This is a genomic window from Nitrospirillum amazonense (assembly GCF_007828035.1).
Taxonomy (GTDB): domain Bacteria; phylum Pseudomonadota; class Alphaproteobacteria; order Azospirillales; family Azospirillaceae; genus Nitrospirillum; species Nitrospirillum amazonense.
Genome location: NZ_VITV01000001.1, coordinates 850,734 through 877,375 on the forward strand (window position 1 = coordinate 850,734; position 26,642 = coordinate 877,375).

Consider the following 26,642-nt stretch of genomic DNA (forward strand, 5'->3'; position numbering starts at 1 on the left):
TTGCGATTTCGGGAGTGGTGGCGATGCGTTGGATTTCCGATCTGGCCTTGACCCGCAAGATGGCCATACCGCTGGGCATGCTGTTGATCGTGGTCTGCGGCCTCATTCTCTATGCCGGGGCGGCGATGACCACGCTGAACCGCCAGGCGGACCAGTTGGTCGACGTGCTGGCCCTGCGCCGGCAGACGGTGATGCAGCTGGCCAACGCCATGAATGAGGGCACGATCGCCGAGAAGAACCTGCTGCTGGAGCGCAACGCCGAGGCCCGCGCCGGCTTCGACAAGCAGCGGCACGACTACTTCGCCCAGGCCGTGGACCTCGCCAACCTGCGCTTGGCCCAGGTGGACACCGCCGCCGACCGCCAGCTGACGGAGGATATGGTCAAGGCGGTGAAGCGCCGGGCCGAGGTGTCGGACATCGTGGCGCCCATGGGCCTGCGCCAGGAACTGGACCAGGCTTACGACTTCTCGGCCAAGGAAGGCCGTACCGCCCGCAAGGCCGCCGCCGCCGCCATCGCCCTGCAGGTCAAGATGACGGATGGCGAGCTGGTGGCCGGCAAGGCGGCGGCGGCGGAACAGGGCCGCCGTGCCGTCATGCTGCTGGTTGTGGCCAGCGCCATCGGCCTGGGTGCTGCCGTCACCGTGCTGTGGCTGATCGTGCAGCGCCTGGTGGCGCGTCCGCTGGTGCGCATGGCGCACACCATGGAACGCCTGGCCGGCGGCGACCAGGACATCATCGTGGAGGGCACGGACCGCAAGGACGAGGTGGGCTCGCTGGCCCGCTCGCTGGAGGTGTTCAAACAGAACGCCCAGCGGGCGGAGATGCTGGCCCTGGAACAGATGGCGGCGCAGGAACAGCGCATGCGCCGCACCCAGGTGGTGGAGCGGCTGATCATGGACTTCGACCATGCCGTCGCCGTCGTGCTGGACAATGTCTCGACCTCCGCCGACCGTCTGCACGGCGCCGCCGGCACCATGAACAGCATGGCCAACGAGACGCGGGAGCAGGCGACCGTGTCGTCCGCCGCGGCGGAGCAGACCTCGGCCAATGTGCAGACCGTGGCGGCGGCGACGGAGGAGATGACCAGCTCCATCGCCGAGATCGGGCGGCAGGTGGTGCGCTCGTCCCAGGTGGCGTCGCGCGCCGTGGATGACGCCCGCATCACCAACCAGACCATGCAGGGCTTGGCCGAGGCTGCCACCCGCATCGGCGCCGTGGTGCAGATGATCCAGGACATCGCCGGGCAGACCAACCTGCTGGCGCTGAACGCCACCATCGAGGCGGCCCGGGCGGGTGAGGCCGGCAAGGGCTTCGCCGTCGTGGCGGGCGAGGTGAAGAGCCTGGCCAACCAGACCGCCAAGGCCACGGAGGAGATTTCCGGCCAGATCGCCGCCATCCAGACGGCCACGGGCGGGGCGGTGGACGCCATCCAGGCCATCGCCGCCACCATCGGCGACATTTCGGAAATCACCACCACCATCGCCTCGGCCGTGGAACAGCAGAACGCCACCACCACCGAGATCAGCCGTAGCGTCGCCCAGGCGGCGGTGGGCACGCAGGAGGTGACCAGCAGCGTGGTGCATGTCACCCGTGCCGCCGGCCAGGCGGGCGCTGCGGCCGGCGAGGTGCTGTCCGCCGCCGGCTCCCTCTCCGGCCAAGCCGCCACCCTGAAGCGCGAGATCGAGGCCTTCCTCACCGGCATCCGCGCGGCGTGACGTTCAATCGGGCCTGAAGCGGGGCAGGACTGTCGATGGGTGGTTCCATCCCGCCCGTCTGGCCCGCCCATTTGGCCTGTCCGTTTCGGTGGAGAGTCCGGATTCAAGCGGCAAGGGGTGTCCGCATCCGGACACTGTTCGCAAACGGACGCGGGGAATTCACGTTCAATCCATTGATAAATAAACGAGTCTGGATCTGGCATACCCTTTGCCATTGGAAGCCCGCAGCGTCCGCCTTGTGATGGGATGCTGGCGGGGTGGCCCTTCCCGGCCCGCCCTGTCCGACTGAAAAGGAAGTGGGGTTATGATGGTCCGGAACGACATCCTGATGGATATGCAAGAGGTCGCTGACACCCGGTCGCTGATCGAGCGGGTCGAGGATGCGCTGCTGTCGGTCAATCCGGACCTGTGGCTGGTGAGCGCCCTGCTGGTGGTGGCCATCCGCTGCCTGGGGGCGCTGTGATGGGCGCGCCGGGTTCCTCCAGCGCGGAAGGTTCCGTTGGTGGTGTCCACATCGTCAAGGGGACGGGCGTGGGTGGCACCGGCGGCATGGGCATTGGCATGGACCGCCGGGTGGAGAAGCCCAAGGGCTGGAAGGGTTGGGTGCACCGCGCCCGCACCGACAGGCGCGCCTGGGCGGCGGGCGTGGCGCTGCTGGCGCTGACCGGCGGGGCGGTCGTCCTGACCCAGACCCAGGGAGGCCAGACCGTTCGTGTGGCGGAGTCCCGCCTGACCGTGGCCACCGTGTCCCAGGGCACGTTCGAGGATTTCATCCCCGTGCGCGGCGCGGTGGAACCGCTGAACAGCGTCTACCTCGACAGCATCGAAGGCGGCCGGGTGGAGAAGAAGCTGGTGGAGGTGGGCCAGAAGGTGAAGGCCGGCCAGCCGCTGGTGGAGCTGTCGAACACCCAGCTGCAGCTGGACATCATCTCGCGTGAGGCGCAGGTGATGGAACAGATCAACCGCCTGCACGACACCGAACTGCAGCTGGAAACCAACCGCATCAGCAACCAGCGTGAGTTGGCGGAGTGCGACTACAATGTGTCCTGGCTGTCCAAGGACCTGGAGCGCAAGACGGCGCTGATCAAGACGGGTGCGTCTTCGCAACGCGACATCGACATCATCCGCGATCAGATCAAATGGTATGAGCGCCGGCGCGACCTGACGCTGGAGACCATGCGCACCACCGACAAGATGCGCGCCAGCCAGTACACCGAGATGCAGGACAGCACCCGCCGGCTGGAGGAGAACCTGGCCATGGCGCGCAAGAACCTGGACAGCCTGGTGGTGCGGGCGCCGGTGGACGGCCAGATCACCGTGCTGGACGTGGAGATCGGCCAGACCAAGCAGAAGGGTGAGCGCCTGGGCCGCATCGACCGCGACGACGGCTTCAAGGTCCAGGCCCAGATGGACGAGTTCTACCTGTCGCGCCTGGAATTGGGCCAGACGGCGGAGGCCGCCATCGGTGCCGGGGAGTACAAGCTGAAGGTCGCCAAGATTTATCCGCAGGTTCGCGACGGCCAGTTCCAGGTGGATCTGGAATTCTTGGGAGCGGCACCGCAGGATATCCGCAGCGGCCAGACCCTGCAGATGCGCCTGAAGCTGGGCGCGGCCACCACCGCGCTGCTGATCCCTAACGGCGGCTTCTACCAGGACACGGGCGGCGACTGGATCTTCGTGGTACAGCCGGGTGGCGCCTATGCCGAAAAGCGGCGCGTGCATCTGGGCCGGCGCAACGCCCAGATGATCGAGGTGCGCGACGGGCTGGCGGCGGGCGACCGGGTCATCGTCTCCTCCTATGGCGACCTGGCCCGCATGGACCGCATCGAACTGAATTGATCCGTTCGCGAAACGATCTTTGAATTTGTTGTCATAAGACGGGGATGGCAAGGATGCTGAAGCTAGTCGATCTGACCAAGGTCTACCGCACGGAAGAGGTGGAGACCACGGCCCTGAACCAGGTGAACATCCACATCAAGCAGGGCGAGTTCGTGGCCATCATGGGTCCGTCGGGCTGCGGCAAGTCCTCGTTGCTGAACATCGTGGGCATGCTGGACAACCCCAGCAGCGGCCAATACTGGTTCGGGGATGAGGATGTGGCCGGCTATGGCGAGCGTAAGCTGGCCGACATCCGCAAGAAGAACATCGGCTTCATCTTCCAGAGCTTCAACCTGATCGATGAGCTGACGGTGTTCGAGAACGTGGAGCTGGCGCTGCTCTACCACGACATCCCGGCGCGCGAGCGGAAGGAGCGGGTGAAGGAGGCGCTGGCCAAGGTCAACATCGCCCACCGTGAAAGCCACTTGCCGCAGCAGCTGTCGGGCGGCCAGCAGCAGCGCGTGGCCATCGCCCGCGCCGTCGTCTCGCGCCCCCGCATGCTGCTGGCGGACGAGCCCACGGGCAACCTGGACAGCGCCAATGGCGAAGAGGTCATGAACATGCTGACCGAACTGAACGGCGAGGGCACGACCATCGTCATGGTCACCCACTCCATGCCCCACGCCCAGTACGCCCGGCGCATCATCAACCTGTTCGACGGCCAGGTGGTGGCGGAAAACCTGCGCGCCGCCTGACGCTCCGCTTCCGTCCCGCCCGTTCCTGCCGCCGCCCTTCGCCGCAAAGGGGGAATGCTGCCCCATGTTCGCCAACTACCTGACCGTGGCGCTGCGCACGCTGATCAAGCACAGGCTCTATTCCGCCATCACAGTGGCGGGGTTGGCGCTGGGCCTGGCGGCGGCCATCCTGATCGGCCTGTTCGTCCATAACGAACTGACCTATGACCGCGACGTCACCGATGCCGACCGCATCCAGCAGGTGCTGGTCACCGCCACCCTGCCCGGCCGCGCGCCGGAGGATGGGGCGGCGCTGCCCATGCCTGTGGGGCCTGCGCTGAAGCAGGCTTTCCCCCGGCAGGTGGCCGAAATGGCCCGCATCCTGCCCCAGACATCCAGCCTCAAGCGGGATGAAACGCTGTTCAGCGAACAGGTGGCCGTGGCCGACACCAGCTTCTTCCGACTGTTCGACTGGCCCTTCCTGGCCGGCGACCGCGCCACGGCGCTGGACGACCCCAATTCCGTGGTGCTGACGCGCAAGACTGCCGCCAAGTATTTCGGCGACGCCGACGCGCTGGGCCGGACTCTGCTGGTGGACGGGCATCCGTTGCGGGTGACGGGCGTCATGCGCGACCTGCCGGCCAACACCCAGTTCGCCTTCGCCCTGCTGCTGCCCATGGACAGCCAGGCCAACCAGACCCCGGACTACCTGCGGGACCACTGGGGAGGGCTGATGACCCTGACCTTTGTGAAGCTGAAGCCGGAGGTCGACCCGCAGGCCGGCGCCGACGCCATCCGGGCCGGCCTTCCCGCCTTCGGCGCCGCCATCCCGCCCATCCGCACCAGCACGGGTGAGGTTCACCTGGGCGAGGTGTTCAAATTCTTCCTGGTGCCGCTGACGCAGGCCCATCTGCATCCGGTGCGCAACGCCATGGTGGAGGGGACCAGCCCGCTGGAGGTCGGCATCTTCACCGCCGTCGCCGTGCTGGTGTTGGCCATCGCCTGCATCAACTTCATGAACCTGGCGACGGCGCGGGCCTCCTTGCGGGCGCGCGAGGTGGCGTTGCGCAAGGTGGTGGGTGCCAGCCGCGGCCAGATCATGGCGCAGTTCCTGGGCGAATCCATCCTGCTGACCGGCCTGGCGCTGATCCTGGCGGTGGCGCTGGTGGAGGTGCTGCTGCCATCCTTCGCTGCCTTCCTGGGCAAGCCGTCGCTCGCCTTCAACTATCTGCGCGACGCGCGGGTACTGGGCTGCCTGGCGGCCCTGCTGCTGGCGGTGGGCGGCGTCGGCGGCCTTTATCCCGCCGTCTTCCTGTCCGCCTTTCAGCCGGGACCGGTGCTGAAGGGCAACAGCGGCGGCAGCGGGGCGGGTGGCCGCCTGCGCGTGGTCCTGGTGGTGGCGCAGTTCGCCATTTCCATCGGCCTGATGGTGGCGACGGGCGTGGTCTATGGCCAGCTGGCCTATGCCCAGGGCCGGGCGCTGGGCTTCAACAAGGAGAACGTCGTCGTCCTGACCGATCTGTACGGCCCGGACCTGCAGCGGAAGGCGGAGACGCTGCGCGACGCCCTGCGGCAGGACCCGCGCATCGCCTCCGCAGCACTGGCCGAGTCCTATCCCGGCAGCGGCACGGAGAACAACACGGGCGTGAACCATCCTGGGGCACCGGCCGATGACGGGGCGTTGGTGCTGCGCCGCGACGCCGTGGACCCGTACTATTTCGTCACCCTCGACGTTCGGCTGGTGGCCGGCCGCGTCTTCGATCGTGACCATCCAGCCGACACCATTCCTCCGGCCGACCCGGCCAATCCGCAGAAGCTGCGCCATGGCGGTGTGGTCCTGAACCAGTCGGCCGTGCGGCGCCTGGGCTACGCCTCGCCCGAAGCGGCTCTGGGCCAGCCGCTGATGCTGCCCGGCAAGGAGGGTGAGGCGGGGGTCGAGATCACGGTGGTGGGCGTGGTGGAAGACTTCCACCAGGGCAGCGTCCACACCGCCGTCGCGCCGCAGATGTTCCTGGTGACGCCCAAGAACTACAGCCAGCTGTTGATCCGGGTGAAGGCGGGGGAGATGGCGGGCGCGTTGGACCTGATCGACCGCAGCTGGCGCCAGCTGGTGCCGGACCGGCCCGTTCCGCGCGTCTTCCTGGATGCCCAGCTGCAAAGCGTCTATGAGCGCGAGACCAAGACCGGCCAGCTGTTCGCCGCCTTCTCGGGGCTGGCCATCGTCATCGCCGCCCTGGGCCTGTTCGGCCTCGCCTCCTTCACCGCCGAGCGGCGGACCAAGGAGATCGGGCTGCGCAAGGTGCTGGGCGCCGGCGTCACCGACATCGTGCGCCTGCTGGTCTGGCAGTTCTCCAAGCCCGTGCTGGTGGCCAACGTCATCGCCTGGCCGATCGCATGGGTCGCCATGCGCCACTGGCTGGACGGCTTCGCCGATCGCGTTTCCCTCAACCCTCTACTGTTCGTGGCGTCCGGCCTGTCGGCCCTGGTGGTCGCCTGGGCCACGGTGGGGCTGCACGCCGCCCGGGTGGCGGCCACCAAACCCGTCGTCGCCTTGCGCTATGAATAAGGAGTCCTCGCCATGAAGATGCTGGGTAATTTCCTGCGGGTGGCGGTGCGCATCCTGGTGCGTGATCGGCTGTACACCCTGCTGAACGTGGCGGGCCTCGCCATCGGCATCGCCGCCGCCAGCATGCTGGGCCTCTATGTCTGGCATGAGACGCACTACGACGGCTTCTTCAGCAAGGCTGGCCAGATCTACCGCGTCGACAAGACGGAATTCGTGCCCGGCCGCATGCCCATCACCTACGATTCCACGGCCAAGCCCCTGGGTCCGATGCTGAAGCAGGATTTCCCCGAAGTCGAGGCCATGGTGCGTGTCCACAGCGAGTCGGTGGTGGTTTCGCGCGACGGCAACGCCTTTCGCGAGCGGATGCAGGTGGTGGACGGCGACTTCTTCCGGCTGTTCGACCTGCCCTTCATCGCCGGCGACCCCGGCACGGCGCTGGCCGCCCCCGGCACCGTCGTGCTGCCGGAAAGCCTGGCGCGGAAGTATTTCAATGGTGTGGACATCCTGGGCCGCACGCTGACGCTGACCAACGGCATCAGCCTGACGGTCAGCGGCGTCATCCGCGACCTGCCGACCAATACCCACCTGCGGCGTGATGCCATGCTGACCAACATCGGGACCCGGCTGGGCGAGAATTTCGACGGCTGGTTCACCCGCATGGACACGACCTGGAACACCAACTTCATCCGGACCTACATCCTGGTGAAGCCCGGCACCGACCCGGCGGCGCTGACGGCGCGCTTCCCCGCCTTCCTGGCGGCGCGCGACCCCAACTATCTGTCGACCGGCACCAACAAGCCGGCCAAGGCCCTGGTGCTGACCGGCCTCACTCACATCCACACCGATCCCACCGGGGTCAGCGCCAACCTGCTGGGCGTGCTGCACGGCCTGCTGGCCGTGGCCGCCGTGGTGTTGGGCATCGCCATCGTCAACTTCGTCAACCTGTCGACCGCGCGGTCCTCCCTCAGGGTGCGTGAGGTGGCGGTGCGCAAGGCGCTGGGCGCGCCGCGCGGCATGCTGATCGGGCAATTCATCGTGGAATCGGTGCTGCTGACCCTGGTGGCGGCGGTGCTGGGGTACGTCCTGCTGGAAATGCTCATGCCCACCTTCGTGTCCGCGCTGGGCATCCGGTTCGACCGGGGCTACCTCTACAGCCCCTGGCTGCTGGTGGCGGAACTGGTGGGTGTGCTGGCGGTGGGCGGCCTGGCCGGCCTCTACCCGGCGCTGGTCCTGTCACGGCCCACCGCCTCGGTCCTGTTGAAAGGCGGAACGGTGTCGTCGGGCGGATCAGCGGTGCGCACCCTGCTGGTGGTGGCGCAGTTCAGCGCCGCCATCCTGCTGGCCATCTCCACCATCGTCATCTTCCAGCAGACGCGCTACGTCAGCAGCCAGCAGCTGGGCTTCAACGCCGAAGGCGTGCTGCTGGTGCGCGAGTTGCACCAGCCTGAGGCGCGCGCCCACATTGAAAGCTTCCGCCAGGCGCTGCTGCGCATCCCGGGCGTGGCCCAGGCGGGCGCCAGCTTCCATGCCCCCGCCGACGGGTCAGACAGCACCGACAACTACCATGTGCCCGGCACGGTGGACGACGGCACCATCGTCTTCCGCAGTGAATTCATCGGGCACGATTATCTGCAGGCCATGGGCGTGCGGCTGCTGGCCGGCCGCCTGTTCGACCGTGCCGCCACGGCGGACGCGCTGCGCGATCCGGCGGCGGCCCCGGGTGAGGGCATCAACAATGTGCGCCCCACCGACCCCCTGGGCCGCACGGTGGTGCTGTCGTGGCGCGCCGCCCAGCGCCTGGGCTTTCACACGGCGGAGGAGGCGGTGGGCCGCCAGGTGATCTATGACGTCGACTACCCGCTGACCATCATCGGCGTGGTGGACGACTTGCAGTTCAACAGCGCCCGGACGGAACTGCAGCCCACCGCCTTCCTGCTGGACGAACGCGGCCTGGACGTCATGGCCGTCCGCCTGACACCCGCCGCCGGGGCCGCCACGCTGGCCGCCATCGACCAGCTGTGGAAGGACACCTTCCCCACCATCCCCGCGAACCGGGAGTTCCTGGACGACCATATCCGCGACGCCTACACGGGCGAAATGCGCCAGGGGACCCTGTTGGCGGGCTTCACCGGCCTCGCCATCCTGATTGCCTGCCTGGGCCTGTTCGGCCTCGCCGCCTTCACCGCACAGCGCCGGACGAAGGAGATCGGGTTGCGCAAGGTGCTGGGCGCCGGCGTCACCGACATCGTTCGCCTGCTGGTCTGGCAGTTCAGCAAGCCGGTCATGGTGGCCAACCTGATCGCCTGGCCGCTGGCCTGGCTGGGGCTCAGCCGCTGGCTGCAGGGCTACGCCTACCGCATCGCGCTGAACCCGCTGGTCTTCGCCGTGCCCGGGCTGGCGGCGCTGGTCATCGCCTGGGTGACGGTGGCAGGCCATGCCGCCCGCGTGGCGGCGGCCAAGCCGGTGGATGCGCTGCGGTACGAATAAAGGGGCGGCCGCTGACGGAGGGAAGAAAAGGAAAGGAGGGGGCAATGTTCGGCAATTTCCTGAAGGTCGCCGTGCGGGTCCTGGTGCGCCAGCGCCTCTACACCGCCCTGAACATCGCCGGCCTGGCGCTGGGCATGGCCACGGCGGCCATGATCAGCCTCTTCGTCTGGCATGAGATGCACTATGACGGCTTCTTTTCCCACGCGGACCGCATCCATCGCCTGATCCGCACCTTCCACACGCCCAGCGGCGCCGCCGTGACCGTGGCGGCACAGGCCAAGCCCATGGGCCCGGCCCTGGCGCGCGATTTCCCGGAGGCGGAGGCCGTGGTGCGGGTGGTGAACCATGCCGTGGCCGTGCGTCGCGACAGCGCCGTGTTCGAGGTGCACCTTACCCTGGCCGACGCGGACTATTTCCGCCTGTTCGATTGGCCCTTCCTGGCGGGCGATCCCGCCACGGCCATCAGCCAACCCGGTACCGTGGTCCTGACGGAAACGACGGCGCGCAAGCTGTTTTCCAGCGTCGACATCCTGGGCCGCGCCGTCACCCTGACCTCGGGCGTGACGCTGACAGTGGCGGGCATCATCCGTGACCTGCCGTCCAACACCGTCTTCCATATGGAAATGCTGGCCAACATCGCCACCCGTCTCAACGACGGCTGGGATGAGCCCTTCGCCGCGGCCGACACCCAGTGGCACCACAGCTTCCTGCGCACCTACCTGCTGCTGAAGCCGGGGGTGGAGCCGGCGTCCCTGGTGGCACGCTTCCCCGGCTTCCTGGCGGCCCGCATGACGGAGTACCTGGACACGGCCACGGGCAAGCCCAGCGCGACCCTGGACCTGCAGCCGCTGACCCGGGTGCATGTCGAGGGCATCAGTGACGACGGCGTGCCTCTCAGCCTGCTGGTCACCTTCCTGGGCGTGGGGGCGCTGGTGCTGGGGATCGCGGTCATCAACTTCATCAACCTGTCCACCGCCCGCTCCTCCTTGCGCGCGCGCGAGGTGGCCATCCGCAAGACGCTGGGCGGGCGGCGCGGCATGCTGGTGATGCAGTTCCTGACGGAATCGGTGCTGCTGGCCCTCATCTCCGGCGCCCTGGCCCTGGTGCTGGTGGAACTGGCCATGCCCCGCTTCCTGGCGCTGCTGGACCTGCGCATGGATGCGCACTTCATATCCGGCCTGTGGATCGCGGCGGTGTCGCTGCCCCTGGTGGCTGTGGTGGGCTTGGCCGGCGGCCTTTACCCGGCGCTGGTCCTGTCGCGGCCCCGGCCGGGCGATCTGCTGAAGGGCGGGCCCATGGCGGCCGGCGGCGGGCGGTTGCGCGCCATCCTGGTGGTGGCCCAGTTCGCCGCCGCCATCGTGCTGGGCATCTCCACCGTCGTCATGCTGCAGCAGACGCGCTACGCCAGCACTCAGCGCCTGGGCTTCATGCCGGAAAACGTGGTGCTGCTGCGCGGATTGGACACGCCGGCCGGCCATGCCCACCAGCAGGCCTTGCGTGAGGCGCTGCTGCGCATCCCGGGCGTGATAGCGGCGGGCGGCAGCCTCTGGATGCCGGGCGACGGTGCCGATCGCTTCTCCTCCTACCGCCTGCCCGATACGCCCAAGGAGAAGGAACTGCAGCTGCGCACCGAGGGGGTGGACTTCGGCTACATGGAAGCCGTGGGCATGAAGGTTCTGGCCGGCCGGCTGTTCGACCAGGCCCACCCCATGGACGGCCAAGTCACCCGACCCGACGCGCCGGAGGATGAGGAGGCACCCCAGGGTGACAGCGTTGTGCTGTCCACCCTGGCCGTGACACGCCTGGGTCTGGGCACTCCGGAACAGGCCCTGGGCCGCACGGTGATCTATGGCGACCACACGGCCTTGACCGTCATCGGCGTGGTGGACGACGTGCAGTTCGACAGCGCCAAGTCGGTGCTGGAGCCGACCCTCTACCTGATCGAACCTCGGTTCATGGACGTCATGGCGGTGCGGGTGGCCGCCGGCGGCGGGGTTGGCACCTGGGCCGCCATCGACGACACCTGGCGCCGCCTCTACCCCGACCTGCCGCTGAAGCGGGAATTCCTGGACGACCACATCCGCGACACCTACGCCGCCACAGCGCACCAGGGCCAGCTGCTGGGCCTGTTCTCCGGCCTCGCCATTCTCATCGCCTGCTTAGGCTTGTTCGGGCTGGCGGCCTTCACCGCAGAGCGGCGGACGAAGGAGATCGGACTGCGCAAGGTGCTGGGCGCCACCGTGCCCGACATCGTGCGCCTGCTCGTCTGGCAGTTCAGCAAGCCGGTGGTCGTGGCGACGCTGGTTGCCTGGCCGGTGGCCTGGGTGCTGGCCGGCCGCTGGCTGGGCGAATTCGTCTACCGTGTCGATCGCGATCCCCTGGTCTTCGTCATCGCCGGCCTGGTGGCGCTGTTGATCGCCTGGGTGACGGTGGCCGGCCACGCCGCCCGGGTGGCCGCCGCCAAACCGGTGCGCGCCCTGCGTTACGAATAGGATGCCCGCCCCATGCTGCTGAACTATCTGCGTGTCGCGTTTCGTGTGCTCGTGCGCCAGCGGCTTTACGCCGCCCTGAACGTGGCGGGCCTGGCGCTGGGCATCGCCACGGCGGCCATGATGGCGCTGTTCGTCTGGCATGAGACGCACTTCGACGGCTTTTATCGCGATGCCGGCCGCATTTTCCGCGTGCTTCCGGCGCAATACCTGCCCGGCCATGAGCCCAGCCGCATGACGGTGACGGCGAAGCCCCTGGGGCCCGTCCTGGCGGCGGACCTGCCCGAGGTGGAGGCCATGGTGCGGGTGGTGCGCCATGCCGTGGTGCTGCGCGACAAGGGCGCGCCTGTGGAGGACCGCATCGCGCTGGTGGATGCGCCTTTCTTCCGCCTTTTCGACTTTCCCTTCCTGGCGGGCGACCCGGCCACGGCGCTGGCCGGACCTGGCACTGTGGTCCTGACGGAGGGGCAGGCACGCCGCTATTTCGGGACGACGGAGGTCTTGGGCCGCACCCTGACCCTGACGTCGGGCGCTGGACTGATGGTGACGGGCGTGGTGCGGGATCTGCCATCCAACACCCTGTTCAGCCGCGACATGCCCACCCAGATTTGGACCAACATCGCCACCAAGTTCCAGGACGGCTGGGACCCCTTGTTCGCCGAAAAGGACACCCGGTGGCGGGACGAGTTCCTTCAAACTTTCGTGATGCTGCGGCCGGGTGTGGCTCCGGCGGCCCTGGCGCCGCGCTTCCCGGCCCTGCTGGCAGCCCACCGCGAAGGAATGCAGGCCGTGGCGCCGGGCCTGGTGGAAACCCTGGAGCTGCAGCCGCTGACCGCCATGCACACCGAGCCGATCGAGGGCAGGGGCACATCTCCCGTCACGCTTGCGGGGTTCGTGGGCGTCGCCGGCCTGGTGCTGGCCATCGCCATCGTCAATTTCGTGAACCTGTCGACCGCCCGGTCCTCGCTGCGGGCGCGTGAGGTCGCCATCCGCAAGACCCTGGGCGGGCGGCGCGGTCAGCTGGTGGCGCAGTTTCTGTTGGAATCGATGCTGCTGGCCCTGGTGGCCGGCCTGTTGGGGCTGGCGTTGGTAGAACTGGCCATGCCCCGGTTCCTCAACCTTCTGAACGTGCGGTTGGACGCGGGCTTCCTGTCCGGCGCCTGGCTGCTGACGGCCATCTCGCCGCTGGTGCTGATCGTGGGTCTCGTGGGTGGCCTCTATCCCGCCTACGCCCTATCGCGGCCCCGGCCCACCGACCTGTTGCGGGAAAGCCGGGCCACCGGCGGCGGCCGGTTGCGCGCCGCCCTGGTGATGCTGCAGTTCACGGTGGCCATCGTGCTGGGCATCGCCACGATCGTCATCGGCCAGCAGACCCGCTATGCCAGCACGCAGAACCTTGGCTTTCGGGCGGAGGGGGCGGTGGTGTTGCGTGGATTTGACCGGCCGGCGGGATTGGCCGGCATCGACGTCCTGCGCCAGGCGCTGCTGCGCATCCCGGGCATCGCCGCTGTCGGTGCGGCCGCCAATGTGCCCAGTGACCGCAGCGAATGGACCAACAATTACCGCCTGCCGGATGCGCCGGAGGGATTGCCCGACCTGCTGATCCGCACCGAGCCGGTGGACGCAGACTATCTGCAGGCCCTGGGCGTGCCCTTGCGGGCGGGACGCCTGTTCGATCCGGCGCGTCCTGGCGACATCACCAGCCATGCCGCCCTGCGGGCGGGTGGTGGCGGCGTCACCATTCCCGCCATACTGTCGACCACGGCGGTGCGGCGCCTGGGCCTGGCCACGGCGGAACAGGCCGTGGGACACACGGTGATGTATGGCGGCGGCACCGCGCTGACCATCATCGGCGTGGTGGACGACGTGCAGTTCGACAGCGCCCGCTCCGGCTTCGAGCCCACGATTTACCTGGCCATGCATGACGACCGGTCCATTATGCTGGCACGTCTTGCGCCCAACGCTGACGCCGCCACCCTGGCCGCCATCGACGACACGTGGCGCCGGCTGTTCCCCGACCTGCCGCTGACACGTGAATTCCTGGATGATCATATCCGCCAAGTCTATGCGGACGAGGCGCGGCAGGGGGATCTTCTGGCCCTGTTCTGCGGCCTCGCCATCCTGATCGCCTGTCTGGGCCTGTTCGGCCTGACGGCCTTCACGGCGGAGCGGCGGACCAAGGAGATCGGCATCCGCAAGGTGCTGGGCGCCACCGTGACCGATGTCGTGCGACTGCTGGTCTGGCAATTCAGCAAGCCGGTGCTGGTGGCCAACCTGATCGCCTGGCCCGTGGCGTGGATGCTGATGGGCTGGTGGCTGGGCGGCTATGTCTATCGCATCGACCTCAATCCGCTGGTTTTCGCTTTGGCCAGCCTGGCCGCCCTGCTGGTCGCCTGGGCCACGGTGGCGGGCCATGCCGCCCGGGTGGCGGCGGCGAAGCCGGTCACGGCGCTGCGGTACGAATAAGATGACCGAATAGGCGCCATGCCCGTCGGCGGCTTGCCTTCCACAGGGCGGCGGTCCAGCCTGACGCCTCGGTTTCAACGAGGGGAAACGCATCATGGCGGCGATGGCGGTGACGGGCGCGGATGTCGAGGCGGCGGCGCAGCTTCTGGCGGGCAAGGCGGTGGCCACACCGCTGGTCACCAACGCGGCGCTGGACGCGGCGGTGGGGGCCCGCGTGCTGCTGAAGCCCGAGGTGCTGCAGCGCACCGGTTCCTTCAAGTTCCGCGGCGCCTACAACCGCCTGGGCCGCCTGACGGCTGAGGAACGGGCGCGGGGCGTGGTCGCCTGGTCGTCCGGCAACCATGCCCAGGGCGTGGCGGAGGCCGCCCGCCTGGTGGGCACCAAGGCCACCATCGTCATGCCGGCCGACGCCCCGGCCATCAAGGTGGCCGGCACGCGCGCCCTGGGCGCGGAAATCGTCTTCTATGACCGTTACACCGAGGATCGTGAGGTCATCGGGCGCGACCTGTGCGCCCGCACCGGCGCGGTGCTGGTGCCTTCCTACGACGACGCCCACATCATCGCCGGCCAGGGCACCGTCGGGCTGGAGATCGGGCGCCAGGCGGCGGCCCTGGGCCTGACGGTCGACGCCTGCCTGGTGAACTGCAGCGGCGGGGGCCTGGCCACCGGCACCGCCCTGGGCCTGAAGCAGACTTGTCCCCAGGCCAGCGTGCACACGGCGGAGCCCGAGGGCTTCGACGACATGGCGCGGTCGCTGGCCGCCGGGCAGCGGCTGGCCAACACGCCGGGCGGTAAATCCTCCTGTGACGCCCTGCTGGCGCCCATCCCGGGCACCTGTCGGTGCGGCCGCCAATGTGCCCAGTGACCGCAGCGAATGGACCAACAATTACCGCCTGCCGGATGCGCCGGAGGGATTGCCCGACCTGCTGATCCGCACCGAGCCGGTGGACGCAGACTATCTGCAGGCCCTGGGCGTGCCCTTGCGGGCGGGACGCCTGTTCGATCCGGCGCGTCCTGGCGACATCACCAGCCATGCCGCCCTGCGGGCGGGTGGTGGCGGCGTCACCATTCCCGCCATACTGTCGACCACGGCGGTGCGGCGCCTGGGCCTGGCCACGGCGGAACAGGCCGTGGGACACACGGTGATGTATGGCGGCGGCACCGCGCTGACCATCATCGGCGTGGTGGACGACGTGCAGTTCGACAGCGCCCGCTCCGGCTTCGAGCCCACGATTTACCTGGCCATGCATGACGACCGGTCCATTATGCTGGCACGTCTTGCGCCCAACGCTGACGCCGCCACCCTGGCCGCCATCGACGACACGTGGCGCCGGCTGTTCCCCGACCTGCCGCTGACACGTGAATTCCTGGATGATCATATCCGCCAAGTCTATGCGGACGAGGCGCGGCAGGGGGATCTTCTGGCCCTGTTCTGCGGCCTCGCCATCCTGATCGCCTGTCTGGGCCTGTTCGGCCTGACGGCCTTCACGGCGGAGCGGCGGACCAAGGAGATCGGCATCCGCAAGGTGCTGGGCGCCACCGTGACCGATGTCGTGCGACTGCTGGTCTGGCAATTCAGCAAGCCGGTGCTGGTGGCCAACCTGATCGCCTGGCCCGTGGCGTGGATGCTGATGGGCTGGTGGCTGGGCGGCTATGTCTATCGCATCGACCTCAATCCGCTGGTTTTCGCTTTGGCCAGCCTGGCCGCCCTGCTGGTCGCCTGGGCCACGGTGGCGGGCCATGCCGCCCGGGTGGCGGCGGCGAAGCCGGTCACGGCGCTGCGGTACGAATAAGATGACCGAATAGGCGCCATGCCCGTCGGCGGCTTGCCTTCCACAGGGCGGCGGTCCAGCCTGACGCCTCGGTTTCAACGAGGGGAAACGCATCATGGCGGCGATGGCGGTGACGGGCGCGGATGTCGAGGCGGCGGCGCAGCTTCTGGCGGGCAAGGCGGTGGCCACACCGCTGGTCACCAACGCGGCGCTGGACGCGGCGGTGGGGGCCCGCGTGCTGCTGAAGCCCGAGGTGCTGCAGCGCACCGGTTCCTTCAAGTTCCGCGGCGCCTACAACCGCCTGGGCCGCCTGACGGCTGAGGAACGGGCGCGGGGCGTGGTCGCCTGGTCGTCCGGCAACCATGCCCAGGGCGTGGCGGAGGCCGCCCGCCTGGTGGGCACCAAGGCCACCATCGTCATGCCGGCCGACGCCCCGGCCATCAAGGTGGCCGGCACGCGCGCCCTGGGCGCGGAAATCGTCTTCTATGACCGTTACACCGAGGATCGTGAGGTCATCGGGCGCGACCTGTGCGCCCGCACCGGCGCGGTGCTGGTGCCTTCCTACGACGACGCCCACATCATCGCCGGCCAGGGCACCGTCGGGCTGGAGATCGGGCGCCAGGCGGCGGCCCTGGGCCTGACGGTCGACGCCTGCCTGGTGAACTGCAGCGGCGGGGGCCTGGCCACCGGCACCGCCCTGGGCCTGAAGCAGACTTGTCCCCAGGCCAGCGTGCACACGGCGGAGCCCGAGGGCTTCGACGACATGGCGCGGTCGCTGGCCGCCGGGCAGCGGCTGGCCAACACGCCGGGCGGTAAATCCTCCTGTGACGCCCTGCTGGCGCCCATCCCGGGCACCATCACCTTCCCCTTGGCCCAGGCGCTGCTGGGGCCCGGCCTGGTGGTAACGGAGGCGGAGGTGCGCGCCGCCATGCGCTTCGCGGCCGCGAACCTAAAACTGGTGGTGGAGCCCGGCGGGGCCGCCGCTCTGGCGGCGCTGCTGGCCGGCAAGGTGGAAACGGCCGGCCGCACCATCGCCGTGGTACTGTCCGGCGGCAATGTCGACCCGGCCTTTTATGCCGAGATCTTGGCTGAGGCCGCCTGAGGCAAGCTTGCGGTAAGGGAAATGACCCCGGCGCGTCTGCGCACCTGGTCATGGGAAAGGGGTTACGGGAAAGGGATGAGCGGCATGGAACTCGAAGACCGGTTGGCGGTGAAGCTGCTGGCCCAGGCTCAAGCCCTGCTGGGCAAGGCGATGAACGAGACGCTATGCACCCATCCCGACCGCCGCCTGGTCCGCGCCCTGGTGGACGAGGCCCAGGCGATGATCGCCGAGTTCGGGGACACGTACTTCGAGGACAGGGCCGCTAAGGATCAGGCCGCTTCCGGCTGACCCGCCCCGTTGCCGTCCAACTGGGGGCCTTCCCAGCTGCGCCAGATCTGGCCGCGGCTGTCGCGGGTGCGGCGCTGGTCGGCGATGGCCGCCTCCAGGCTGCTCACGGCCCGCTCCAGCGCCCGCACGCTGCGGAAACGCTGCCCGTCCAGGGCCTGAAACAGGCTGTGCGAGGCGAAGAACTGGACGTCCCTGCCGTCCTGGACGGCCAGCCCCGCCGTATGGCGGGCGGTTTCGATGATGACCGCGGCGGGCGCGGGCGCCCGGGCGATGTCTTGATTTTGAATTCGCTGGCTCATGATGAGCTCCCTCTACACCCCGGCCATGACGGGGGTGTGAAAACAACACGATGGTTTTGTGGCTCGGACCCTGTGGGGGAGGAGCGCTGCGGCTGGACAAGGGCGGGGCGTGCATGCGCGCGCCCGGCGGATCGTCAACAGCGGCAGCCCATGCGCATGTGGGGACAGCGTCCGGCCAGGGCGGAAGCCTGGCGGTGGAATGGGCGTCGGGTCGGGAAAGTGCGGGTCATGGCTGGTCCTTCACGTTCCGGAGGAACCACGAAGGGGCTTCGTGGCGCTTTAGCGGTTGGTGACGCGGCGCAAGCTGCTCCGTCAAATGGCCGCGGGCCGGTTGGCCGGGCCCAACACCGGAAAAGGGAACGAACGGGCGGTTGTTCCTGAACGGCGAAGGGCCCGGCACTGGCCGGGAAGGAGGGCTGGGAGCGCCCCTTCCTTGGCGCCAAGGCTGTCATCCGCAGTTCATGCTGTCAATAAAGATAATAATGACGAATCTTTAATGTTGAATTGAGGATGGCGTCACTATCGGCAGATTTCCTGGGATCTCTCCCCCCGCGATGGCGTGGCGGAGAATGCCGATGGGGCCGGCCGCTGTCGGTGACGGTCGTCACGCAGCCCTTACCCCATTCGGGCATGCGGCAATTCAACATATTGCTGTGTTGAATTTACGGTAGATCACGCACGCGGGCACGGGCATTGACAGTTGCCCCGGCTCGTTGATCCTATGCCGGCCGGCTTAATCCCCGTCATTCGCCTGCCCATCCTTGAAGGGAATTGCCCCATGCGTCGTGCGTACTCGTCCCTGCTGACGGCCCTGCCGCTGATCGGCGCGCTGCTGGCGGCCCCCGCCTCCCAGGCCGCCGACCCGGTGGTCCACATCGGCTACATTCCGGTGCTGGGTGCGGCACCGGCCTACATCATCAGCCAGGAAGGCTGGGACAAGCAGGCGGGCTTCGAGCTGAAGCTGACGCAGTTCGACAGCGGCCCCAATATGATCCTGGGCTTGGCCTCGGGCACGCTGGAGGCCTACATGGGCGGCATCGGCCCCCTGATGGTGGCGGGATCGCAGGGCATCACGGTCAAGGTCGTGGCCTCCACCGCGGTGGAGGAGCTAGTGGTGGCCGGCGGGCCGGAACTGTCGGCCGAGGCGGCCAAGGGCGGCAGCAAGGCCGAAGCCATCGCCCGCCTCGCCGCCAAGCTGGGCCGCCCGGTCAAGATCGCGACCCAGCCCGTGGGCTCCATCCCCGACACGGTGCTGAAGTACTGGCTGCAGGAGGATGAGCACGTCGATGCGGCCAAGGTGCAGATTGTGCCCATGGGCATCGACGCCACCCAGCAGGCGCTGCTGGCGGGGGCGGTGGATGCCGCCACGGTGCGTGAGCCGGCCCTGACCATCATCCAGGACCGCCTGCCCACGGTGAAGGTGCTGGCCTATGGCAAGGACATGATCAAGGACCAGCCGGGCACCGTGCTGGGCGTTACCGGCGCCCTGGCCAAGGACCATCCGGAACTGGTGCAGAAGCTGGTGGAACTGGTGGACAAGGCCGTCACCCTGATCGCCCAGGATCCGGCGCGCGCGGCGGCGGACGTGGAAAAGGTGCTGGGTCGCGGCATCGTGGACGTGAAGACCATGCAGCGCGCCCTGACCTCTCCCGCCTCGCAATTCGTGGTCGATCCCCGCCGTATCGTGGAAAAGACCAAGACCCTGCAGGACTTCCAGGTGAAGACCGGCGTCTTGAAGAAGGCGGAGCCGCTGGATACGCTGTTCGACGCCAGCTATTACGAAAAACTCCATAAGTGAGCGTCGTCGTTTGACCTTCCCGACACCGCCGGATCAGTCCGGGGCCGCCCTGCCGGCCCCGGGCAAGCGCATACCGCCGTCCGCTTTCCTGGCCAAGCCGTCCCGGCGGTATCGCGGCCTGTGGGCGCTGCTGGGTGTCATCGCCTTCCTGGCGGTATGGGAAGCTGTGCCGCGGCTGGGGCTGGTGCGACCCGTCCTGCTGCCGCCGCCCAGCGCCATCCCCCAGGCCTTCGTGGCGGAGGTGCGCAGCGGGGCCTGGACGGCCGCCATCCTGCAAAGCCTGGGGCATTATCTCTGGGGCCTGGTCATCGGCTCGGTCGGCGGCATCGCCGCCGGCGTGCTGACCGGCATGTCCCGGCGGCTTGAGGATTTCACCAGCTGGGTGGTGCGCCTGCTGCGCCCCATTCCGGGCCTGGCCTGGGTGCCCTTCGCCATCATCTGGTTCGGTGTCACGCCCACGGCCGCCATCTTCATCATCGTGTTGGGCGTTTTCTGGATCAATTACTTCGCCGCCCTGGGCGCGGTGCAGGCCGTGGACCGTGACCTTCTGGAACTGGCCGACGCCTTCGGCCACCGTTCCACCCCGGCCAAACTGGTCAAGATCGTGCTGCCGGCCGCGTCCGGCGCCATCCTGGCGGGCCTGCGCACCGGCCTGGGCCAGGCCTGGATGTCGGTGGTGGCGGCCGAGCTGTTCGGCGTGCCGGGCCTGGGCCAGCGCATGATGCAGGCCAGCTCCTTGCTGGCGACCGACATCGTCATCGTCTACATGGCCACCATGGCCTTGTTCTACGGCCTGGTCGACATGGGCTTCGTCGCGGTGCGCGACCGCATGATGCGGTGGAAGGTTTAAGATGACGCAGACTGCCCCCATGATCGAGATCCGCGATCTCAGCCTGGCCTTTCCGAACCCCGCGTCGTCTGACGGACGCACCGTGGTGCTGCGCGACTTCAACCTGTCGGTGGCGCCGGGCGAGTTCATCGCCATCGTCGGCGCGTCGGGGGTGGGCAAGTCCACCCTGCTGCGCGTGGTGGCCGGCCTGGTCCCGCCCAACAGCGGCACCGTGATCCATGCGCGCAATGGCGCGTCGAACGGCCGCCGGCCCTACGGCCTGGTGTTCCAGGACGCCCGCCTGCTGCCCTGGCGCAGCGTGCGCGCCAACGTCGCCTTCGGGCTGGAGGGGCTGGGCTTGCCCCGCGCCGAACGCCGCCGCCGGGCGGAGGAGGCGCTGGCCCTGGTGGGCTTGGCGGACAAGGCCGGCCGCTGGCCGCACCAGCTGTCGGGCGGGCAGCGCCAGCGCGTGGCCATCGCCCGAGCGCTGGCGGTCGATCCCGACCTGCTGATGATGGACGAACCCTTCGGCGCCCTGGACGCCATCACCCGCCAGTCCCTGCAGGACGAACTGCTGGACCTGTGGCGGCGCACGTCCAAGACCATCCTGTTCGTCACCCACGACATTGATGAGGCCGTCTACCTGGCCGACCGCGTCATCCTGCTGGCCGGATCGCCCGCCACCGTGCGGTCGGAGGACAGGATAGTCACCGCCCGGCCCCGCGCCCGCGACGACAACGCCGCCCGCGCCCTGGCCACCCGCATCCGCGACCGCCTGTCCGACCTGATGGACGGCGGGGGGATTTGACAGGGGCGGGGCGTTGCCATTCATGGATGAATAGTTTGTCTACGAACTTGGGGAATTTCCCCGCATGGCTGAATAGGTGAGGGTTGGGCATCCGCTCGTCCCTTGTCACGGATCTGACGCCATGCCCATTCCCGCCTTCCCCCGCCGGCATCCCTCGCTGCGCATCATCGCCGCCGTGGCGGCGCAGCTGATCCTGGGGCAGCCCGCCGTCGCCGCCCCGCCGGCGCCCCCGCTGACCGTCGCCGTGCAAAACCCTGATGCCGTGTGGAACGCGGTGGCGGTGGAGGGCGCCCGTGTCTTCCTGGCCGGACCGCGCTGGACCGGGACCAAGTTGCCGCCCTTGGTGATGGTGGAGGGCGGCGGCGCGCCCAGGCCCTTCCCCGACGCCGCTTGGAACGCCTGGGTGCCCGGGGCCGATCCGGCCCACGCCTTCGTGAACATCAACGCCATCCACCGTGATGACGCCGGCGGCCTGTGGGTGGTGGATACCGGCGCCCCCGACTTCGGCGGCGATCCGCTGCCGGGTGGCGCCAAGCTGGTGCGCATCGACCTCAACAGGGGGCGCGTCGATCGTGTCATCCCCTTGGGGGCCGACGTCGCCCGCCCCGGCAGCTATGTCGACGACATCCGTTTTCACGGATCGCACGCCTATCTGACCGATGCCGGGCAGCCCGGCCTGATCGTCCTGGACCTGGCCACCGGTGTCGCCCGCCGGGTGCTGGACCGTCACCCGTCCACCGTGGCGCCCGCCGACCGGCCGATAGTCGTGGATGGGGAAACGGTGCTGGCGCCGGACGGCCGGCCCCTGGCCGTGCATTCCGATCCGCTGGAGGTCAGCCCCGACGGCGAATGGCTGTACTACGCGCCCCTGGAAGGGCCCTGGTCGCGGGTGCCCACACGCCTGCTGGATGATCCCGCCGTCCCCGCCGCCACCCTGGCCGACGCTGTGCGACCCTGGATCGACCTGCCGCCGGTGGGCGGCACCGCCATGGGGCCGGACGGCAGCCTGTACTACACCGACCTGGCGGCCAACGCCGTACGCCGCCGCGCCCCCGACGGCAGCGTGACCAGCGTGGCCCATGACGCGCGCCTGCACTGGGTGGACGCGCCCTATCTGGCGGCGGATGGTACCCTCTGGCTGCCGGCGGCGCAGATGGACCGCGTGGCCCTGTTCCACCACGGCAAGAGCCAGGTGCGGGCCCCCATGACCATCTTCACGGTCCGGACCCGTTGAGCGTGAACAGGCCGGGGCGATGACCCCGGCCTTCCCATAACAACAGTTCGGTTCAGCTCAGAACTGGTCTTCCGACAGGGCCATCAGGGTGCGGTGGCCGGTGCGAATCAGCTCGGCCAGGCCCAGCGACGGGCCCACCACCTGTTCCACGAAGAAGCGGGCGGTGACCAGCTTGCCCTCGTGGAAGGCCACGTCCTGGCCCTGGGCCAGCGCCTGGTTGGCGGCGACGGCACCGCGGGCCAGCAGGAAGGCGCCGGTGACGTTGCCGAACAGGGTCAGGTAGGGCACGGCCCCGGCCGCCGCCGCGCGGGCGTCGGCTTTTACATTGTCCACCAGGAAGGACGTCGCGCCCTCCAGCGCCGCGATGCCCCGCTTCAGGCCCTGGGCGATGGCGGCCAGGTCGTCGCCCGGCTGGGCGGCGGCCGCGTCGGCCGTTTCCGCCATCAGGGCGAACAGGGCGCGGGCGGTGGCTCCGCCGTCGCGGCCCAGCTTGCGGAACACCAGATCGTTGGCCTGGATGCCGTTGGTGCCCTCGTAAATCGGGGCGATACGGGCGTCGCGGTAATACTGGGCGGCCCCCGTCTCCTCGATGAAGCCCATGCCGCCGTGCACCTGCACGCCCAGGCTGGCCACCTCGACGCCGATGTCGGTGCTCCAGGCCTTGGCCACCGGGGTCATCAGGTCGTTCAGCAGGCCGGCCTGTTTGGCGGCCTCCGCGTCCGGATGATGATGGCGGCCGTCCAGGGAGGCGGCGGTGAAATAGACGATGGCGCGCGCGGCCTCCACCTTGGACCGCATGGTCAGCAGCATGCGCCGCACGTCGGGGTGGTGGATGATGGTCACCGGCTGCGGCCCGCCCGCCACGTCGCGGCTCTGCACCCGGGTCTTGGCGTAGGCCAGCGCCTGCTGGTAGGCGCGGTCACCGATGGAGACGCCCTGCAGCCCCACGCCCAGGCGAGCGTTGTTCATCATGGTGAACATGTACTCGATGCCGCGATTCTCCTCGCCCACCAGGTAGCCCACGCAGGCACCCTTGTCGCCATAGCTCATGACGGCGGTGGGGCTGGCGTGGATGCCCAGCTTGTGCTCCAGGCTGACGCAATAGGCGTCGTTGCGCTCACCCGGGGTGCCGTCGGCGTTCAGCAGGAACTTCGGCACGATGAACAGCGAGATGCCCTTGGTGCCAGAGGGCGCGTCCGGCGTGCGGGCCAGCACCAGGTGGACGATGTTGTCCGTCCAGTCATGGTCGCCATAGGTGATGAAGATCTTCTGCCCGCTGATGCGATAGGTGCCGTCGTCCTGGCGCACGGCGCGGGTGCGCACAGCGCCCACATCGGAACCCGCCTGCGGCTCCGTCAGGTTCATGGTGCCGGCCCATTCGCCGGAAATCAGCTTTTCCAGGTACAGCGTCTTCTGCTCATCCGACCCGTGGGCGGTCAGCAGTTCCACCGCCCCCTGGGTCAGCAGCGGCCCGAGCGCGAAGGACATGTTGGCGCTGGTCCAGGTTTCCAGCAGCGCGATGAACAGGGTCCAGGGCAGGCCCTGGCCGCCATGGTCGGGGTCGAAGGGCACGCTGTTCCAGCCACCCTCGACAAACTGGCGGTAGGCGTCCTTGAAGCCGTCGGGGGTGCGTACGCCCGTGTCCGTCAGCCTCGCGCCCTGGCGGTCGCCCACCACGTTCAGGGGCGCCAGCACGTTGTCGGCCAGCTTGGCGCCTTCCTCCAGCACGGCGTCCACCAGGTCGGGGGTGGCGGCCTCGAAGGCGGGGTAGGCGGCAACTTTATCCAGGCCGACGACGGAATTCAGGACGAAGCGGATTTCCTTCAGGGGCGCTTGATAGGTCATGGTCTCTCGGGTCCTCCCGGGGGACCCGCCGGTGGGGCCCGGTGCCCGTCGCTTCAGGACTGGGGCGGGACCCGCACGGCCGGCGGGGGTGCTCAATGTTATTGGGCGGGCGGGCCCGATCATTGAGCGGAAGGGCCACGTCCCGTCGACGCGGGGCCCATCCTGCCGGGACGGCGGCGGACGGGCAAGCGTCGCCGAAAGTCCGGCCCGGATCCCGCCGCCGCGACGGACTGGCACGCTCTTTGCTTTCCCTGTAGGCCAGCATCGGATCGGCCCCCATCGGCCGGTCGTTTTCCAGGTAAGTGAGGTCCGGTCGTGAACAGCGCACTGTCCACCACGCAGTTGACTGCAGCACAGGGTTTGACGTCTTCCGCCCCCGCCAAGATCGTGGCGGCGGTGCAGCAGGCCAGCACCAGGGCCGGGGTAGATTTTTCCTATCTGCTGAAGCAGGCGTCGGTGGAAAGCGGCTACAACACCAATGCCAAGGCCAGCACCAGCAGCGCTACCGGCCTCTACCAGTTCACCGACTCCACGTGGCTGAACATGGTGCAGCAGCACGGCGCGGAGGTCGGCCTGGGGCAGTACGCCAGCGCCATCAAGACCCGCGGCGACGGCAGCGCCTACGTCGCCGATCCCGCCACCCGGCAAAAGATTCTCGACCTGCGCAAGGATGCCGACACCTCCGCCATGATGGCGGCCCAACTGGCCCAGGACAACAAGACCACCCTGCAGCAGCAGGTGGGTGGCACCATCGGCGGGACCGAGCTGTACCTGGCCCATTTCCTGGGCGCCGGCGGCGCCTCCAAGTTCCTGAACGCGCTGAAGAAAAACCCCAACCAGGCGGCCGACGCCGTGGTGCCGGACGCGGCCGACGCCAACGACGCCGTCTTCTACGACGCCAACGGCAAGGCCCTGTCCCTGGGCCAGGTCTACGACCGCTTCGCCAAGAAGTTCGACGGCACGGGCGGTGCCAGCGCGGACAAATATGCCGGGTCCACCACGCTGGGCACCGTGCAGACGGCCGACAGCACGTCCCAGCCGTGGGACATGGTGCGGGGCGCCAGCTCGTCCAAGATGCCGCTGTCCACCTACACCATCATGATGCTGAACGCCCTGGCCGCGCCCACCGAGGATGAGGACCAGGACAACAAAGACGGCTACAGCCAGCAGGAACAGCGCATGACCGCCAACCGCGCGCCCAACATGGCCGCCGCCTACATGGCCAGCGCCTAAAGGGCGGCGGCCTCCGGCGTCGCCGGCACGGCCAGCCAGGCCTTCACGCCGCCGTCGCTGACCTGCCCCAGCTGGCCGCCACACTGTCGCGCCAGCTGTTCCAGCAGCAGGTGGCCCAGGCCGGTGGGGGCCGGGCGGAGATGATGGATGCCTTCAGTGCCGGAATCTTCTGCCGGCCCGGCCGTTGTTGCCGGGCTTTCGCCGTTGGGGGCGGGCGGCGGCAGGCCGACGCCGTCATCCTCCACCCGCAGCACCCATCGCTGTCCCTCCGTGCCCAGGCGCACGGCCACGGTGCCGGGCCGCCCGGCGGGGAAGGCGTATTTCAGCGCGTTGGTCAGCAGCTCATTGGCCGCCAAACCCAGGGTCACGGCGGCCCGCTGCGGCAGCTTCAGGTCCTCCACCTCGACGGTGAAGGTGATGGGACGGCCGGCGACATGGGCGGCGGCCAGGTTTTCCACCAGTTGGCCCAGGAAGGCGCGGGCCGGCACGAAGGGCTCGCGCTGCAGCCGCTGCAGGCTGGAATAGACCAGGCCCAGCACCCGCACCCGTTCCCCCGCCTTGGCCAGTTCCCCCGCCTCCTTGGCACCCGCCCGGCTTTCCGCCACCATCAACAGGCTGGACACGGACTGCAGGTCATTGCGGATGCGGTGATAGATTTCACGCAACAGCATGGCCTGCTGCTGTTCCCCCGCCGCCAGGGTGTCCAGGGCGTCGTGCAATGCTGCGATGATGGAAACCACCACCAGGCTGGTCACGACGAACAGGGCGGGGCCCGCCCAGCCCTTGGGCGGCAGGGCCGCCAGCCGGTCGGGCAGGGTGGCCAGCTGGTGCGGCCAAGGCATGCCGTCGTCGGCCGGTGCGAAGAAGGGCAGGGCCAGCGTCGTGCTCAGGACCACGGCCACCAGGCCGGGGCCGACCCCGAACCACAGCGTGCCCAGTACCAGGGCCGGGAAGAAATGCACGACGGGATAGCCGTCCAGCACGTCGTCCAGCGCGAGACGCACGCCGAACGCCAGGCACACCAGCAGGGCGGCCCCGGCATAGCGCACAGGCGCTGATCGCCGTCGCAGGGACAGGAAGGTGGTGATGAACGGCTTCATGGCGGCCGATCATACAGCCGCCTCGGCCGAACGCACTACTGCGGGTGGCTAGGATCGTT

At 68.8% G+C, this 26,642-nt stretch carries 20 protein-coding genes; 17 read left to right on the top strand and 3 right to left on the bottom strand.

Features of this window, described 5'->3' with window-relative positions:
- The first annotated feature begins 23 nt into the window (after positions 1-23).
- The 12 genes from FBZ87_RS03610 to FBZ87_RS03660 all read left to right on the top strand — a co-directional run bounded on the left by FBZ87_RS03610 (position 24) and on the right by FBZ87_RS03660 (position 17,437).
- The gene (locus FBZ87_RS03610) at positions 24-1,715 is read left to right on the top strand and encodes a methyl-accepting chemotaxis protein (RefSeq protein WP_145608958.1); all 1,692 of its coding nucleotides are present in this window, start codon (positions 24-26) and stop codon (positions 1,713-1,715) included.
- 304 nt (positions 1,716-2,019) lie between these two features.
- The gene (locus tag FBZ87_RS29080; RefSeq protein ID WP_157999591.1) at positions 2,020-2,178 is read left to right on the top strand and encodes a hypothetical protein; all 159 of its coding nucleotides are present in this window, start codon (positions 2,020-2,022) and stop codon (positions 2,176-2,178) included.
- Positions 2,178-3,554, top strand: a complete 1,377-nt coding sequence (locus tag FBZ87_RS03615; protein WP_145608959.1) for an efflux RND transporter periplasmic adaptor subunit — start codon at positions 2,178-2,180, stop codon at positions 3,552-3,554. The genes FBZ87_RS29080 and FBZ87_RS03615 overlap by 1 nt, the downstream gene beginning before the upstream one ends.
- A 53-nt stretch (positions 3,555-3,607) precedes the next feature.
- Positions 3,608-4,288, top strand: coding sequence for an ABC transporter ATP-binding protein (locus FBZ87_RS03620; RefSeq protein WP_199902739.1), 681 nt, complete (start codon positions 3,608-3,610; stop codon positions 4,286-4,288).
- Between the two features lie 64 nt (positions 4,289-4,352).
- A complete protein-coding gene (locus tag FBZ87_RS03625) occupies positions 4,353-6,833 on the top strand; it encodes an ABC transporter permease (protein WP_145608960.1) in 2,481 nt (826 codons plus the stop codon).
- A 12-nt stretch (positions 6,834-6,845) separates the two neighbouring features.
- Complete coding sequence (locus tag FBZ87_RS03630) at positions 6,846-9,320, top strand: ABC transporter permease (protein ID WP_145608961.1); 2,475 nt, start codon at positions 6,846-6,848, stop codon at positions 9,318-9,320.
- Positions 9,321-9,364: 44 nt separating this feature from the next.
- A complete protein-coding gene (locus FBZ87_RS03635; protein WP_145608962.1) occupies positions 9,365-11,812 on the top strand; it encodes an ABC transporter permease in 2,448 nt (815 codons plus the stop codon).
- A gap of 12 nt (positions 11,813-11,824) precedes the next feature.
- Complete coding sequence (locus FBZ87_RS03640) at positions 11,825-14,275, top strand: ABC transporter permease (RefSeq protein WP_145608963.1); 2,451 nt, start codon at positions 11,825-11,827, stop codon at positions 14,273-14,275.
- A gap of 94 nt (positions 14,276-14,369) precedes the next feature.
- A complete protein-coding gene (locus FBZ87_RS03645; RefSeq protein WP_145608964.1) occupies positions 14,370-15,140 on the top strand; it encodes a threonine ammonia-lyase in 771 nt (256 codons plus the stop codon).
- A complete protein-coding gene (locus tag FBZ87_RS03650; RefSeq protein ID WP_145608965.1) occupies positions 15,130-16,068 on the top strand; it encodes an FtsX-like permease family protein in 939 nt (312 codons plus the stop codon). The genes FBZ87_RS03645 and FBZ87_RS03650 overlap by 11 nt, the downstream gene beginning before the upstream one ends.
- Before the next feature lie 94 nt (positions 16,069-16,162).
- Positions 16,163-17,149 (top strand): threonine ammonia-lyase, encoded by a 987-nt coding sequence (locus FBZ87_RS03655; RefSeq protein ID WP_145608966.1) that lies wholly within the window; start codon positions 16,163-16,165, stop codon positions 17,147-17,149.
- Positions 17,150-17,233: 84 nt separating this feature from the next.
- Entirely contained in the window at positions 17,234-17,437 is a 204-nt protein-coding gene (locus FBZ87_RS03660) for a hypothetical protein (RefSeq protein WP_145608967.1), read from the top strand.
- On the opposite strand, the gene FBZ87_RS03665 is transcribed toward FBZ87_RS03660, so the two are convergent.
- Positions 17,419-17,736, bottom strand: a complete 318-nt coding sequence (locus tag FBZ87_RS03665; protein ID WP_145608968.1) for a hypothetical protein — start codon at positions 17,734-17,736, stop codon at positions 17,419-17,421. The genes FBZ87_RS03660 and FBZ87_RS03665 overlap by 19 nt on opposite strands.
- A gap of 778 nt (positions 17,737-18,514) precedes the next feature.
- Between FBZ87_RS03665 and FBZ87_RS03670 the strand changes: the two genes are divergently transcribed.
- From FBZ87_RS03670 to FBZ87_RS03685, 4 genes are all read left to right on the top strand, one after another.
- Positions 18,515-19,534: an ABC transporter substrate-binding protein gene (locus FBZ87_RS03670; protein ID WP_145608969.1), complete on the top strand. Its 1,020-nt coding sequence runs from the start codon at positions 18,515-18,517 to the stop codon at positions 19,532-19,534.
- 10 nt (positions 19,535-19,544) lie between these two features.
- Positions 19,545-20,384, top strand: coding sequence for an ABC transporter permease (locus FBZ87_RS03675; RefSeq protein WP_425465722.1), 840 nt, complete (start codon positions 19,545-19,547; stop codon positions 20,382-20,384).
- Position 20,385: 1 nt separating this feature from the next.
- The gene (locus FBZ87_RS03680; protein WP_145608970.1) at positions 20,386-21,171 is read left to right on the top strand and encodes an ABC transporter ATP-binding protein; all 786 of its coding nucleotides are present in this window, start codon (positions 20,386-20,388) and stop codon (positions 21,169-21,171) included.
- Positions 21,172-21,292: 121 nt separating this feature from the next.
- Positions 21,293-22,405 carry an L-dopachrome tautomerase-related protein gene (locus FBZ87_RS03685; RefSeq protein ID WP_145608971.1) on the top strand — a complete coding sequence of 371 codons (1,113 nt, stop codon included), beginning with the start codon at positions 21,293-21,295 and terminating at the stop codon, positions 22,403-22,405.
- A 57-nt stretch (positions 22,406-22,462) separates the two neighbouring features.
- Here the strand turns inward: FBZ87_RS03685 and FBZ87_RS03690 are convergent, their stop codons facing one another.
- The gene (locus FBZ87_RS03690) at positions 22,463-24,250 is read right to left on the bottom strand and encodes an acyl-CoA dehydrogenase (protein ID WP_145608972.1); all 1,788 of its coding nucleotides are present in this window, start codon (positions 24,248-24,250) and stop codon (positions 22,463-22,465) included.
- A gap of 315 nt (positions 24,251-24,565) precedes the next feature.
- Between FBZ87_RS03690 and FBZ87_RS03695 the strand changes: the two genes are divergently transcribed.
- Positions 24,566-25,483, top strand: coding sequence for a transglycosylase SLT domain-containing protein (locus tag FBZ87_RS03695; protein ID WP_246134216.1), 918 nt, complete (start codon positions 24,566-24,568; stop codon positions 25,481-25,483).
- Here FBZ87_RS03695 and FBZ87_RS03700 read toward each other — a convergent pair.
- Positions 25,480-26,583 carry a sensor histidine kinase gene (locus tag FBZ87_RS03700; protein ID WP_145608973.1) on the bottom strand — a complete coding sequence of 368 codons (1,104 nt, stop codon included), beginning with the start codon at positions 26,581-26,583 and terminating at the stop codon, positions 25,480-25,482. The genes FBZ87_RS03695 and FBZ87_RS03700 overlap by 4 nt on opposite strands.
- Positions 26,584-26,642 lie beyond the last annotated feature (59 nt).

Excerpts from the sequence above, each read along its gene's own strand:
- FBZ87_RS03610 (WP_145608958.1), top strand. The coding sequence starts at position 24 with ATGCGTTGGATTTCCGATCTGGCCTTGACCCGCAAGATGGCCATACCG.
- FBZ87_RS29080 (WP_157999591.1), top strand. The coding sequence starts at position 2,020 with ATGATGGTCCGGAACGACATCCTGATGGATATGCAAGAGGTCGCTGAC.
- FBZ87_RS03615 (WP_145608959.1), top strand. The coding sequence starts at position 2,178 with ATGGGCGCGCCGGGTTCCTCCAGCGCGGAAGGTTCCGTTGGTGGTGTC.
- FBZ87_RS03620 (WP_199902739.1), top strand. The coding sequence starts at position 3,608 with ATGCTGAAGCTAGTCGATCTGACCAAGGTCTACCGCACGGAAGAGGTG.
- FBZ87_RS03625 (WP_145608960.1), top strand. The coding sequence starts at position 4,353 with ATGTTCGCCAACTACCTGACCGTGGCGCTGCGCACGCTGATCAAGCAC.
- FBZ87_RS03630 (WP_145608961.1), top strand. The coding sequence starts at position 6,846 with ATGAAGATGCTGGGTAATTTCCTGCGGGTGGCGGTGCGCATCCTGGTG.
- FBZ87_RS03635 (WP_145608962.1), top strand. The coding sequence starts at position 9,365 with ATGTTCGGCAATTTCCTGAAGGTCGCCGTGCGGGTCCTGGTGCGCCAG.
- FBZ87_RS03640 (WP_145608963.1), top strand. The coding sequence starts at position 11,825 with ATGCTGCTGAACTATCTGCGTGTCGCGTTTCGTGTGCTCGTGCGCCAG.
- FBZ87_RS03645 (WP_145608964.1), top strand. The coding sequence starts at position 14,370 with ATGGCGGCGATGGCGGTGACGGGCGCGGATGTCGAGGCGGCGGCGCAG.
- FBZ87_RS03655 (WP_145608966.1), top strand. The coding sequence starts at position 16,163 with ATGGCGGCGATGGCGGTGACGGGCGCGGATGTCGAGGCGGCGGCGCAG.
- FBZ87_RS03660 (WP_145608967.1), top strand. The coding sequence starts at position 17,234 with ATGGAACTCGAAGACCGGTTGGCGGTGAAGCTGCTGGCCCAGGCTCAA.
- FBZ87_RS03665 (WP_145608968.1), bottom strand. The coding sequence starts at position 17,736 with ATGAGCCAGCGAATTCAAAATCAAGACATCGCCCGGGCGCCCGCGCCC.
- FBZ87_RS03670 (WP_145608969.1), top strand. The coding sequence starts at position 18,515 with ATGCGTCGTGCGTACTCGTCCCTGCTGACGGCCCTGCCGCTGATCGGC.
- FBZ87_RS03680 (WP_145608970.1), top strand. The coding sequence starts at position 20,386 with ATGACGCAGACTGCCCCCATGATCGAGATCCGCGATCTCAGCCTGGCC.
- FBZ87_RS03685 (WP_145608971.1), top strand. The coding sequence starts at position 21,293 with ATGCCCATTCCCGCCTTCCCCCGCCGGCATCCCTCGCTGCGCATCATC.
- FBZ87_RS03690 (WP_145608972.1), bottom strand. The coding sequence starts at position 24,250 with ATGACCTATCAAGCGCCCCTGAAGGAAATCCGCTTCGTCCTGAATTCC.
- FBZ87_RS03700 (WP_145608973.1), bottom strand. The coding sequence starts at position 26,583 with ATGAAGCCGTTCATCACCACCTTCCTGTCCCTGCGACGGCGATCAGCG.